Below are 12,410 nucleotides of genomic sequence, written 5' to 3'. Positions count from 1 at the left end.
TTACGTGGTCGGCACCGGCTTGCCGCGAAACGAGGTGAACGCGATGTCCAGGGCCAGCAGAGCCGCCGTCGCCACGGTCTCCCTCCTGGCGGTCGGCGCGCTGACAGGTGCGGAGGCGCCACCGGCACAGGCGGAGCGGAACCGATCGTCCGATGTCCACCCGGCCCTGCGAGCGCACCTGGTCGCGGCGTACGACTTCGACCACCCGGTGCCGGGCGACTCCGCGCTGGAGCGCGACCGGGGCCGCTCCGGCACCGAGATCGAGCTGATCAACGGCGGCCCCGCCATGCGGGTGCCGGACCACGCCTACCGGGGCAGCGGCCGGGCGCTGCAGACCCGGCAGGTCGAGCCGGCGGTTTCCGGCAACGACGACTGGAAGGCCGGCACCTGGTCGGCCAGCGGGGTGCGCACGCTGCGCGCATTCAACGCCACCGCGGGCACCACCGTGATGGGCTGGTTCAAGCTGCAGATGGACAGCCCGCTGCCCAACTCCACCACCGCCGACCCGAACGACCGGTTCAACGCCATCGGCCTGGCCGGGGTGCTGACCGGCGACTCCGACGGCCACGGTGTGCGGGCGTTGCTGGAGCTGATCGACGTCAACGGTGAGCTGCGTCTGGTCGCGCTCGGCCGGCGGCTCGACGGCGGCAACTCGCAGACGTTCGCCGCGAGCCAGGACTGGCGGGACCTGCTGCCGGCGGGAGAGTGGGTGCACCTCGCCGCCACCTTCGACTTCGCCACCGGCGCCCTCGCCCTCTACCGCGACGGCGAACCGGTGGACGGCTTCTACACCCGTACCGACGATCCGTGGCTCGTGTCGGGGCCCGGCCCGCACGTGACCACGGCCTCCGACCCGCGTGGCATCAAGATCGGCGGAAGCTTCCCCCAGGACACCCGCGAACAGAACCCGTGCGACTGCCGCATGGACGGCCTGATGTTCCTCGACAGCGTGGTCTCCGCGAGCGACGTGCGGAGGCAGTACCGCCACCTGGCCCGCTGACCACCCTCGGCACTCCTCCCACCGAGAAGGAGACACGCGTGCTCACCCTCCACGACCCCGCCCGCGGTATCCGCAGATCCGTGCTGACGGCCGGTCTCACCGCCGTCGTACTGGTCCTGTCCACGCTGCTCGCGACACCCGCCCACGCCGCCGACGCGGTCTACGACCCGGTGCCCGAGATGCCGATCCAGTCGCGGCTCGGGCTGGTCCTCAACGAGTACGCCAGCTTCCCGCAGTCGAGCCCCACCCCGGCGCCGACCGATCAGCGGCTTCTGCGTACGGCCCGGATCAACACCATCATGGAGCTGCCGGACGGCTCCGGCCGGCGGGCCGTACCCGACCTGAACGGCAACCTCTACCTGGTCGAGGGCGGGGTGCCGCACGTCTACCTCGACGTGGCGGCGACCTTCGCGCCGCAGTTCTTCTCCGGCCGCGGCCTGGGCCAGGGCTTCGGGTACGTCGCCTTCCACCCGGAGTTCGGCGCCAACGGGCGGTTCTACACCATCCACACCGAGTTGGCGTCGACGACGACCACCCCGCCGGACTACGCACAGCCCGGCACGATCTACCACGGCGTCATCACCGAGTGGACGGCCACCGATCCGGCCGCGGACACGTTCGCGGGCACCCGGCGGGAGGTGCTGCGGATCGGCTTCGGCGGCCAGGTGCACGGCATCCAGGAGATCAACTTCAATCCCACCGCGAAGCGCCACGACCGCGACTACGGCCTGCTGTACCTCGCGGTCGGCGACGGCGGCCTGGGTGTGCGCACCACCGACCCGCAGAACCTGGGCCTGCCGCACGGCAAGCTGCTGCGCATCGATCCCCGGGGCACCACCTCCCCCAACGGGCGCTACGGCATTCCCGCCTCGAACCCGTTCACCGGCCGGGCCGGCGCGCTCGGTGAGATCTACGCCCTGGGCTTCCGCGACCCGCACCGCTTCAGCTGGGACCGGGCCACCGGCCGGATGTTCCTCGGACACATCGGTGAACACGCCGTCGAGGCGATCTACGAGGTCCGCGCCGGTGACAACTTCGGCTGGAGCGAGCGCGAGGGGTCCTTCGTCTTCGACAAGGCGTCCACGAACCCCTGCGACCGGCTGTTCCCGCTGCCCGCCGACGACGACCGGTACGGATACACGTATCCGGTCGCCGCGTACGACCACGACCCGGCCGCGGACTGGAACTGCACGGCGGACGTGGGCGTCGCGGTGGCCGGCGGGTTCGTCTACCGGGGACGCGCCGTGCCCGCGCTGCGCGGGAAGTACGTCTTCGGTGACCTGGTCGACGGCCGGGTCCTCTACACCGAGGCCAACGAGATGCGTCGCGGCAGAGCTCTGGCTCCGATCCACCAGCTCGCCCTGTTCGACGCCGCGGGCGGTCCGGTCCGGATGCGCGACCTCTCCGGGCCCGGCGCCCCCGGTGACCCCAACCGCGTCGACCTGCGCTTCGGCACCGACGCCGCGGGCGAGCTCTACCTGCTCGCCAAGGCCAACGGGAAGATCTGGAAGGTCACCGGCACCCGGGAGTTCGCCAGCGACGACGTCGGGCACACCACGCTGCGTCGCACCGCCGGCGCCTCGAACTGGGCGCCGGTCACCCCGGCGAAGTGGCAGTTCACCCGCGACCAGGTCATCCTGGCCGAGGCCGGGGTCAGCCGTCCCGGGCCACGCCGACCCTTCGAGTACGCCGTACTGACCGCCGGCCCGGCATGGTCGTCGGTGGAGGTCGAGGCACGGGTACGGCTCGACACACCGGTGGAGGTCAGCAACCGCGACGTGATCGTCGTCTTCGGCTGGCGCTCGGACACCGAGTTCTACTACGCCCATCTCTCGACCGACAACACGATCTACCCGCACAACGGCATCTTCAAGGTCAACAATGCGGACCGGGAACGCATCGACCACCAGTGGAACGGCCGTTCGCGCGGCGCCAATCCGGCGATCACCGATGCCGACTGGCACCGCGTCCGCGTCGTGCACCTGCCGGCCACCGGCGAGATCGCGGTGTACGTCGACGGGCGCAGGGACCCGCTGATGACCGCGAAGGACACCACCTTCGGATCCGGGCGGGTGGGTTTCGGCTCCTTCGACAACGTGGGCCGACTGCGGAACCTGACCGTCACCGGCACGCCGGCCTGACCCGTTCGCGGTGGGGAGGGCGGCGCCGTGCCGCCGTCCCCACCGTTGCGGCCGCTGCACCGCGCGGCGGTCGGGTCCGCCGAGCCGGCCCGGAGGGTGCCGTCCGGTTCGTAGAATCCCTGCCATGCCGCGGATCGTCGAGTTGCTGGCCTCGCCCGTGCACCGCTTCCTGGGCCGGCCCGCCGACGGGCCGGCGCCCGCGCCGCCCGGTGAGCTGGTCGACGTCGTCCGGATCCGGGCCGGCCTCGGCATCGTCGGCGACCGCTACTTCGGCCAGGCGGCACACCGCGACGCCAGCGTGACGGTGATCGCCCAGGAGTCACTACCACCCGGTGTCGGCCTGGCGGAGGTGCGGCGCAACGTCCTCACCACCGGCATCGCGGTGGACGAGCTGATCGGCACGGTGCTGACTCTGGACTCCGGCGACGGCCCGGTCAGCCTGCGGGTGAACCGGGCGGCTCGACCATGCGCGTGGATGGACGTGACGGTCGGCCCGGGGGCGTGGAAGGCGCTGCGCACGACGGGCGGCATCCGCTGCACGCCGCTCACCGACGGCAGCCTGCGTGTCGGCCCGCTCGAGGTCGTCGTCGAGCGGGCGCCGACGTCGTAGCCGGACGGCACCCCATCCAGGAGTTCCGAGCCGCGGGCCGGCGGGCAGGTCAGACCGGGCTGATGTGTGCGGCGAGCACCCGCCAGCCGTGTGCGTCGTCGTGGACCCAGGTCCGGGTGTAGCGCAGGCGCCGCGCGAACGGCGCCCCGTCGAACACCCCGGCCACCCGGCCCAGGAAGAACGTCACCCCGGTCGAACCGACGACGAGCAGGTCCAGTTCCTCCTCCACCAGCTCCTCGACGACCGAGGTCCGGTCCCGGTGCGCGGTCAGGTCGTCCCGCTTGGTGTGCTTGCCGCCGTCCGGGCCGATGGCGATCAGCTGGTCGACGAGCAGCTGGTCGAGAGCGGCGACGTCGCCGGCCCGCTGCGCGGCCTGCAGGGTCCGCTCGGCATCGAACAGTTCCGCCTCACGTTCGCTGTCCGGCATGGGTGCCGTCCTCCTGATCGGGATCCCTCCGGCGACCGCCACCGGACTGTCCGCATTGTGGCAGCCGGCGTGGCCCCGACGGGTGCGGATCGGCCCGGTGACCGGTCCCCGTCGGGCGCGGGTCGCACCCGCGCCACGTCGCGTCGAGCGGGCGCGTCGCGCCGATGCGGCGGCGGTTGATGGCGGTCGGCCGGTGGCTAGGCTGCTGGCATGGCAGACCAGGGCGGGCACACCGCCGGGGCGGTGCGCCCGGTCGAGGCGGTCGCGCGGGAGATCCTGGCGGTCGTCCCGGCGGGCTGCACGTGGCTGCTGCCGGTGCCCGACGACGGCCGACCGGTCGCGGACTTCCGGATCGCCGCCACCAGCGGCCCGGGTCACGACATCCACGCCCGGGGGATCGACCGGCTCGGCGGGCGGCTCAGCGAGCTCTACCCGAGCATGGTCGACGGTCCGCTCTGGCGGATGTACCACGACGTGTTGGCCACCGGGTCGCCCGGCCGGCTGGCCGACTTCCGGTACGCGGAGAAGCGCTCCGGCGTCGTCGCCGACTCGCTGTTCGACGTGCACGTGCACCGGGTGCTCGGTGGCCTGCTGGTCACCTGGGAACGGCTCGACGAGGACCAGCGTCGGCTGGAGCGCACCGAGCTGTTGGGCAGTCTCGGCTGGGCCGAACACGAGCTGGCCACCGGGGTCAGTCAGTGGTCACCCGGGATGTACCGGATCTTCGAGCGCGACCCGGCGCTCGGCCCCCTGTCCCGAGCCGAGCAGGCCGCCGCGCTGCTTCCCGACGACCACCTGCTGAGCGAGGCGGCCTGGCAGACGCTGGACAGCGGTTCGTCCTCGGACGTGACGGTCCGGTTCCAGGCGGCGGGCTCGGTGAAGTACCTGCGGATCCTCTCCGACGTCTCCCGGGACGCCGACGGCGCGCCGCTGAAGATCCATGCCGTGGTGCAGGACGTGACGGCCCGGGTGGACTCGCGAACCGCCATCGAACAACTCAACGACCAACTGCGGACCAGGGAGATGACGGCGCTGGCCGAGCACCGGCTGGCCGGGCAGTTGCAGAACCTCATCCAACCGGTGCCCCGTGAGCCGTTTCCACTCGCCGGCCTGGAGGCGATGGTCAACTACCTGCCGGCGGAGAGCGCGACTCGGGTCGGCGGGGACTGGTACCACGCGCAGACCCTGCCGGACGGGCAGGTCGTGCTCGCCGTCGGCGACGTGGCCGGTCACGGGTTGGACGCCGCCAGCGGGATGGCCCACCTGCGCTTCGCGCTGGTGGCCTGGCTCTCGATCGGCATCCGTGACCCGGCGGTGCTGCTCGGGCACCTCAACCGGCTCAGCGGTCAGCTCGCGATCACCGGGACCGCGGTGATCGCGGTCTACGACCCAGCTGCCCGGGTGCTCCGCTGGGGACGCGCCGGGCACATGGCGCCGCTGCTGTCCCGCAACGGCGAGACCGGCCCGCTCGACCACCCGCCGGGCCTGCTGCTGGGCGCCTCCGCCGACTCGGCGTACCCCGTGCTCACCCCGCGACTGCGCCCCGACGACCTGGTGCTCTTCTACACCGACGGGCTGGTGGAGCGGCGTACGCCCGACGACGACCTGCTGGAACAGGTGCGGACGACGCTCTCCGCGCTCTCCGCCGCGCCGGGGGAGCAGACCCTCGGCCGGCTGCGGGGCCTGCTGCACCACCCCAGCCCGGACGACGACACCTGCACCCTGGCGGTGCGTGTGCTGCCCTGAGCCGCCCGGCTCACAGGCCGAGCCGGATGCGCACCACGGTCCCCTCCGGCCGGCTGAGCACCGCGACCTCGTCGCAGATCCGCTCGACGATCGCCAGCCCTCGACCCCGTACGGCGTCGGCTGCCGGCATGTCCCGGCCGAACGTTCGTGCCGGCCCCTGGTCGACGACGTCGCAGAACAACTGGTCCGCCTCGGCCCACAGCCGGACCTGACCGCCGCCGGTGGTGTGCTGCAACGTGTTGGTGGCCAACTCGCTCACCGCCAGCGCCAGCAGCTCCACCCGGTGCGGAGCAAGGCCCTGTGCCAGGGCCTGGGTAGAGACGAAGCCGCGCAGCTCCCGTAGATCGGTCGCCACCTCGTACGCCATGGTGTCCTCGACGCGGTCGGCCATCAGCCCGCCAGCCGCGGATCGTCGGCGGGTGCACGCAGCAGGTTGCCGACGCCGGTGACCTCCAGCACGGCGGCGACCGGCCCGCCGGCGTTGACCACGTACAACCGTCGGCCGTCGGCGCGGGCGCGGTGGTGGGCGGTCACGAGGCTGTGCAGGCCGCTGGAGTCGAGAAACAGCAGCCCGCCCACGTCGACCGTCACCACCGCGGCGTCGCCTGTCGCCGCGGTCAGCACGGTGGTCAGCTCGTCCCGGACGGCCAGGTCGCACTCGCCGGTCAGCGTGACCACGATCTGGCCTCCAGCGGTGGATGTCCGGGCTTCGAAGTGCGCCATCGGGCAGCAGCACCCTTTCTCGTGACGACAGCCGTTGCCGGCACATCATGTCACCCGCCGCCCGGTCGACCATGCCGTCCGTTCGGCGGCGATCGGGACCGTGCCGATCTGATCCGACAGCCGCTCGCCCGGCGGCGTCCGGGTGCCGGCGGGCACCGGACGGAAGCCGGTCAGATCTTGATGACGATCCGACCAATCCGCGGGTCCGACCGCGCCGAATCATCGGTACAAGCACCACTGCGGTGTCCCCAACCAGAGGAGTTCGAATGAACCGGCGTCTGTTCGCCACCGTTGGCGCGATCGCCATCCTGACCCTCGCCGCTGGCTGCGGCGATGGTGACACCGACACCACCGCCAGCGGCGGGACCAGTGCCAGTGCCTCGGCCGACGCGCCGATGCCGTCGGCGTCCCCGTCGATGTCGATGACGAGCGCCCAGTTCGGCCCGGGCTGCGCGGCCGTGCCGACCGACCCGACCAACGCGGGCAGCTTCGAGGCCATGGCGAAGGTGCCGGTTGCCACCGCCGCCTCCGGCAACCCGCTGCTGTCGACCCTGGTCACCGCCGTGAAGAAGGCCAACCTGGTCGACTCGCTCAACGGTGCGCAGGGCGTGACGGTGTTCGCGCCGACCAACGACGCGTTCGCCAAGCTGCCGAAGGCTGACCTGGACAAGGTGCTCGCCGACGACGCCCTGCTGAAGAAGGTCCTCACCCACCACGTGGTGAAGACCCAGCTCTCTCCGGACACTCTGGCGGGCGCGCACGAGACCCTGCTGGGTGACCAGGTCACGGTGGCCGGCAGCGGAAGCTCGTTCACGGTCGACGGCAACTCGATGGTGGTCTGTGGGAACGTCTCCACCGCCAACGCCACGGTGTACATCGTGGACACCGTGCTGATGCCGAAGAGCTGATCCATGTCCACCAGGACCACGCCCCGGCCGGTCGATGACCGGCCGGGGCGGCCCCCCGTCGCGCACCCCCGCCGCGTCGGCGCCCTCGTCGGCGTGCTCACCGCCGCGGTCACCCTGGGCGTCGCCCACCTGGTCGCCGCCCTCACCGACCCGGTGGGGGATCCGGTGCTCGCCGTCGGCGGCGCCGCCATCGACCTGGCACCCCAGTCGGTCAAGGCGTTCGCCATCCGTACCTTCGGCACCAACGACAAGCTCGTTCTGCTCAGCGGCGTACTCGCGGTCCTGGTGCTGGTCGCGGTCGGGCTCGGCCTCGTCGCGGCCCGGCGGACCCGGGTCGGCCTGGCCGGTCTCGCCGGGCTGGGCGCCGTCGGCCTCGCCGCCGTGTTGGCCCGCCCCGCCGCGACAGTGGTGGACGCTGTTCCCGCCCTCGTCGGCGTCGCCGCCGGCGTCGGCACCCTGCTGGCGCTGCTGCGCGGCGCCCGACCCGGGCCGACCGCCGGGGCCGGTCGGCCCCGGTTGCTCAACCGACGGCAGTTCCTCACCACCGCCGGAGCGGCCACCATCACCGCCGCGGCGACGACCACCGTGGGCCAGGCCGTCGGCGGAAGCCGGGCCGCCGGCACCCGCTCCCGGGCGACGGTACGCGTACCACCGCCGGCCCTGCCGGCACCGCCGCTGCCGCCCGACGTGGCGGTGCCGGGAGGCGTCCCGTTCATCACCGCCAACCGCGACTTCTACCGGGTGGACACCGCGCTCAGCGTTCCGCAGATCGACGTCGACACCTGGCGTCTGCGGCTCGGCGGCGCCGTCGAGCGGCCCCGCACCTGGAGCTTCGACGACCTGCTCGCCCGCGACCTGATCGAGCGCGACATCACCCTGAACTGCGTGTCCAACGAGGTGGGCGGTCCCTACATCGGCACCGCCCGGTGGACCGGCGTGCCGCTCGCCCCGCTGCTGCGGGAGGCCGGGGTGCGGCCGGGGCAGGACCAACTTCTCAGCCGCTCGACCGACGGCATGACCATCGGCACGCCGCTGACCGCGATCATGGATGGCCGCGACGCCATGCTGGTGGTCGCCATGAACGGTGAGCCGCTGCCGGTGGAGCACGGCTTTCCGGTCCGGATGCTCGTACCCGGCCTGTACGGCTACGTCGGAGCCTGCAAGTGGCTCACCGAGCTGCGGGTGACCACCTTCGACGAGGTGGACCCGTACTGGGTGCAGCGCGGATGGGCCGCCGACGCGCCGGTGAAGACCGCCTCGCGCATCGACACCCCGAAACCGTTCGCGCGGCGCCCCGCCGGCCCGATGATGATCGCCGGAGTGGCCTGGGCGCAGCGCCGCGGCATCAGCGCCGTCGAGGTGCAGGTCGACGACGAGGCCTGGCAGCCGGCCCGGCTCGCCGCGGGCCCGTCGGCGGATCTGTGGCGGCAGTGGACCTACCGGTGGGACGCCCGACCGGGCAGCCACACCGTCCGCGTCCGCGCCACCGACGGCACCGGGGCGGTGCAGGCCGAGGCCCGGTCAACGCCCTTCCCGAACGGAGCGACCGGCTGGCACAACGTCACCATCACGGTCACCTGAGCTCGCCCTGGTCGTAGGCGATCGACCCGCTCAGCTCGCGCCACCGCGCGTCGGACGCCGCGAGGGCCTCGGCTGCCGCGGCGGCGACCGTCACCGCGTCTGCGCCGAGCAGCAACCGGGCGGGCGGATCGTCGACCCGGGTGATCCGGATGATCGCCTGGGCGGCCCGGACGGGATCACCCGGCTGGCTGCCGTTGGCCTGTTCCATCCGCTGCACGACCGGCTCGATCACCGGCCGGTACGGCTCGCTGATCGGGAGCATGCGCATCGAGGACCCTGCCCAGTCGGTCCGCAGACCACCCGGCTCGACGGTGGTGACCCGGATCCCGAAGGGCGCGATCTCCTTGGCGAGGACCTCCGAGAAGCCGCCGACCGCCCACTTGGCGGACTGGTAGGCACTCAGCCCGGTGCTGCCGACCCGACCACCGACGCTGGAGATCTGGACGATGTGCCCGTGCCGCTGCTCCCGCATCGCCGGCAGCGCGGCCCGGGTCAGGTTGACCACTCCGAAGAAGTTGGCCTCGATCTGGGCCCGGAAGGCGTCCTCCGGCATGTCTTCGATCGCGGCGATGTCGGCGTACCCGGCGTTGTTGACGAGGATGTCCAGGCTTCCGAACGCCTCCACCGCACCCCGCGCCGCGGCGCGGGCGGCCGTGGCATCGGTGACGTCGAGGGCGACCGTCCGGATCCGGTCGCCGTACCGCTCGGTGAGGTCGGCGAGCTGCGCCGGGTTGCGAGCGGTGGCGACCAGGTGGTCCCCGTCGGCCAGCACGGCCTCGGCGAGGCAGCGACCGAGACCTCGGGAACTGCCGGTGATGAGCCAGACTCGTGGCACGTCGTCTCCTCCCGCCGATCGGATCGGACGGCCGCTACGGGCGGATGGCCAGGGCGCCGATCAGGTTGTCGCGCAGCGTGAACCGGTAGCGCAGCTCGATCGGGCTGCCGGGAAAGCTGCCCGACACCCGGGTGAGGACCAGGTACGAGTCGCCCGCCTGCGGCGTGACCCCCACCGGCTCGGCGGTGTACGAGTAGGCCGCCGTGGTTCGCTGCCGCCAGGCGCGGATGGCGGCCCGTCCCTCGTGCAGCCGATCCTCGTCGGCGACGCTCGCCGTGTCCGCGAAGCAGGCGACGAAGGCGTCGAGGTCGCCCTCGTCGACGGCCCGAAAGTATCGCTCGATCACGTCGGGCAGGTCGACCGCCATCTGCTCCTCCTGCCGCACGGGCCGCCGTCGGGCAGCCGCCGATTTCCCGTCCGCCCCACCGTACGAGAGGCGGCCAGTGCCTCGCGGACCATCGGGAGAACCTCTCCGGTCGGCCCAGCGGTCAGGGTTTGCCGTCGGTGCGCCCGGGTAGCCATGCGTCTCCGGATCGGGAGGGGCGAGGGCATGGCCGAACTGGCGTTCGTCGACAAGGTTGCCGCACGAGCGGGAGTCCCGCCGGAGCAGGCGCGCCCGCTGACCGAGGCCGTACTGCGCACTCTCACCGAGCGGCTCAGCGGTGGTGAGGCGGCCGAGCTGGCTCCCCATCTGGCTCCCGAGTTGAGCCCGCTGCTGGTCAAGGCGGCCGAGCCGCCGGAGGCGTTCGGCTATGACGAGTTCATGCGGCGGGTCGCCGACCGCGCCGGGACCGATCGACCCACCGCGGAGCGGGGCGTCCGGGCCGTACTCCAGACGATGCACCGGGTGGTGGGGCACCGGGAGCTTGAGGATGTGCTGTCCCAGCTACCGGCGGACCTGCGGGCGCTGGCCCAGCCGCTGCCGCACGGCCCCTGACCGGCCGCCACGCCGCCTGCCCGCCACGCAGCCTTGCCGTCTGCCCGCCACGCGCCCTGCCCGCCTCGCCGCGCGGGAAGGGGGGCGGCGATTGTCAGTGCCCTGTGCAAGGCTGCTACGCGACACTGGCGATGCAGACCGAGGGGCGCAGCATGAGCACAAAGGCTGGCGGGACGTTCGACCTCACGTCGTTCGAGCCGGAGGTGATCGACGAAGGCCCGGGCGCGGCGCTCGGCCGAGTACGGATCACCAAGACCTTCCAGGGCGGCCTGGTCGGCACCAGCACGGTGCACATGCTCTCGGCCGCTGATACCGAGGGCGCTCCCGCCGCCTATGTGGCGGTGGAGCGTTTCACGGGCGAGCTCGACGGTCGGAAGGGCTCCTTCGTCCTCCAGCACAGCGCACCGGGTAGCCACGGTGAGCGGCTCGCGATCCGCGTCGTCCTGGGCACGGGCTCCGACGACCTCGTGGGGATCAGCGGGTCCTTCGAGATCATCCAGTCCGAGGACGGCAGCCACTCCTACCTCCTGGACTACACGCTGGGCTGACGACGTCCCGCCGGTGCCGGGGGAGTGGCCTGACCGGTTGCCGGTCAGACCACCCCCCACATCTGGCGTCAGGCAGCTACCCGCTGATCACCCACTTCTGGTGGGCGCCGCCCGCGTACGTGCCGAGCTGGATCTGGGTGCCGTTGGCGGTGCCGGCGCCGGCGGCCTCCAGGACCTTACCCGACTGCGGGTTGAGGATGGAGCCGTTGGCCTGTGGCTGCCAGATCTGCGCGCCACTGCCGTTGCAGGTCCAGAGCTGGACCTTCGTGCCGTTGGCGGTGCCGCCGTTGTCCACGTCGAGGCACTTGCCCAGCGCCCGGTAGGTGTCGCCGACCCGGCTCCAGTTCTGCGCGCCGGTGCCGTTGCAGGTCCAGAGTTGGATCTTCGTGCCGTCCGCGGTGCCGGAGTTGCTGACGTCCACGCACTTGCCGCCGATGCCGGTGATGGCTCCGCTGGTCGGCGGCGGGGTGCTGCCGGGGATGGCGTTGAGGGTGTACCAGGCCTCGGTGCTCCACAGCGACTGGCCGCTCTCGGAGGTGAAGGGGCGCGGCGAGCGCAGGTACACCACGCGTCCCGCCTTACGCCCGTCAACGGCGAGGGTGACCTTCTTCCGGTCGGCCGAGAGGGTGGCCGAGGTGACGGTCAACGTCTCCTCGTCGACCTTCGGGCCGCCGTAGCTGGCGGTCGGCACGTACCGCCACTGCTTGACCTTGTAGTGCGCGGCCAGGTTGGCGGCGGTGTCCGCCGAGACCGGTTGGGTGTACTCGACCTCGAAGCCGCCGGCGGTGGCCCGCATGGCCTGCATCTCGAACGTCGTGGTGCTGTTCGGGGTGAGTTTCTGCAGCCCGTATGTCAGTTTGCCGTCCTGGCCCCAGTTGCCGCCGGCGCCGAGGCCGCCGACGTAGATGGCGCCGTCGGGGCCGATGTTGACCTCCGAGATGCCGGCTTCGAGGC

13 protein-coding genes and 1 pseudogene are annotated in these 12,410 nt (G+C 72.3%); 8 read left to right on the top strand and 6 right to left on the bottom strand.

Features of this window, described 5'->3' with window-relative positions; all coding sequences use genetic code 11:
* The first annotated feature begins 43 nt into the window (after positions 1-43).
* From ACLJN9_RS23400 to ACLJN9_RS23390, 3 genes and pseudogenes are all read left to right on the top strand, one after another.
* A complete protein-coding gene (locus tag ACLJN9_RS23400) occupies positions 44-1,000 on the top strand; it encodes a LamG-like jellyroll fold domain-containing protein (protein WP_410813654.1) in 957 nt (318 codons plus the stop codon).
* Positions 1,001-1,179: 179 nt separating this feature from the next.
* Positions 1,180-2,310, top strand: a pseudogene (locus ACLJN9_RS23395) (PQQ-dependent sugar dehydrogenase); the annotation flags it as partial.
* A 955-nt stretch (positions 2,311-3,265) separates the two neighbouring features.
* Positions 3,266-3,751: a molybdenum cofactor biosysynthesis protein gene (locus tag ACLJN9_RS23390; RefSeq protein ID WP_410813653.1), complete on the top strand. Its 486-nt coding sequence runs from the start codon at positions 3,266-3,268 to the stop codon at positions 3,749-3,751.
* Between the two features lie 49 nt (positions 3,752-3,800).
* Here the strand turns inward: ACLJN9_RS23390 and ACLJN9_RS23385 are convergent, their stop codons facing one another.
* Positions 3,801-4,178: a nuclear transport factor 2 family protein gene (locus tag ACLJN9_RS23385; RefSeq protein WP_410813652.1), complete on the bottom strand. Its 378-nt coding sequence runs from the start codon at positions 4,176-4,178 to the stop codon at positions 3,801-3,803.
* 210 nt (positions 4,179-4,388) lie between these two features.
* Between ACLJN9_RS23385 and ACLJN9_RS23380 the strand changes: the two genes are divergently transcribed.
* The gene (locus ACLJN9_RS23380; protein WP_410813651.1) at positions 4,389-5,924 is read left to right on the top strand and encodes a PP2C family protein-serine/threonine phosphatase; all 1,536 of its coding nucleotides are present in this window, start codon (positions 4,389-4,391) and stop codon (positions 5,922-5,924) included.
* Positions 5,925-5,934: 10 nt separating this feature from the next.
* Here the strand turns inward: ACLJN9_RS23380 and ACLJN9_RS23375 are convergent, their stop codons facing one another.
* On the bottom strand, positions 5,935-6,315 hold the full coding sequence (locus tag ACLJN9_RS23375; RefSeq protein WP_410813650.1) for an ATP-binding protein: 381 nt from the start codon (positions 6,313-6,315) through the stop codon (positions 5,935-5,937).
* Positions 6,315-6,647, bottom strand: coding sequence for an STAS domain-containing protein (locus ACLJN9_RS23370; RefSeq protein ID WP_410813649.1), 333 nt, complete (start codon positions 6,645-6,647; stop codon positions 6,315-6,317). The genes ACLJN9_RS23375 and ACLJN9_RS23370 overlap by 1 nt, the downstream gene beginning before the upstream one ends.
* A 266-nt stretch (positions 6,648-6,913) precedes the next feature.
* Between ACLJN9_RS23370 and ACLJN9_RS23365 the strand changes: the two genes are divergently transcribed.
* Positions 6,914-7,555, top strand: a complete 642-nt coding sequence (locus ACLJN9_RS23365) for a fasciclin domain-containing protein (protein WP_410813648.1) — start codon at positions 6,914-6,916, stop codon at positions 7,553-7,555.
* Between the two features lie 3 nt (positions 7,556-7,558).
* Positions 7,559-9,136: a molybdopterin-dependent oxidoreductase gene (locus ACLJN9_RS23360; protein ID WP_410813647.1), complete on the top strand. Its 1,578-nt coding sequence runs from the start codon at positions 7,559-7,561 to the stop codon at positions 9,134-9,136.
* Here ACLJN9_RS23360 and ACLJN9_RS23355 read toward each other — a convergent pair.
* Positions 9,129-9,971 carry an oxidoreductase gene (locus ACLJN9_RS23355; protein WP_410813646.1) on the bottom strand — a complete coding sequence of 281 codons (843 nt, stop codon included), beginning with the start codon at positions 9,969-9,971 and terminating at the stop codon, positions 9,129-9,131. The two genes, ACLJN9_RS23360 and ACLJN9_RS23355, sit on opposite strands and share 8 nt — an antisense overlap.
* A 34-nt stretch (positions 9,972-10,005) precedes the next feature.
* A complete protein-coding gene (locus tag ACLJN9_RS23350; protein WP_410813645.1) occupies positions 10,006-10,338 on the bottom strand; it encodes a nuclear transport factor 2 family protein in 333 nt (110 codons plus the stop codon).
* A 183-nt stretch (positions 10,339-10,521) separates the two neighbouring features.
* Here ACLJN9_RS23350 and ACLJN9_RS23345 point away from each other — a divergent pair, with 183 nt between their 5' ends.
* Positions 10,522-10,908, top strand: a complete 387-nt coding sequence (locus ACLJN9_RS23345; RefSeq protein WP_410813644.1) for a DUF2267 domain-containing protein — start codon at positions 10,522-10,524, stop codon at positions 10,906-10,908.
* Between the two features lie 152 nt (positions 10,909-11,060).
* Entirely contained in the window at positions 11,061-11,456 is a 396-nt protein-coding gene (locus tag ACLJN9_RS23340) for a DUF3224 domain-containing protein (RefSeq protein WP_410813643.1), read from the top strand.
* A 76-nt stretch (positions 11,457-11,532) separates the two neighbouring features.
* Here ACLJN9_RS23340 and ACLJN9_RS23335 read toward each other — a convergent pair.
* The coding region (locus tag ACLJN9_RS23335) for a ricin-type beta-trefoil lectin domain protein (protein WP_410813642.1) at positions 11,533-12,410 on the bottom strand (878 nt) is incomplete at its 5' end.

It is taken from the genome of Micromonospora sp. 067-2, from assembly GCF_046549295.1.
GTDB lineage: Bacteria > Actinomycetota > Actinomycetes > Mycobacteriales > Micromonosporaceae > Micromonospora.
The sequence above is the reverse complement of the archived record's forward strand: the minus strand, read 5'-3'. Positions and strand labels throughout refer to the sequence as shown.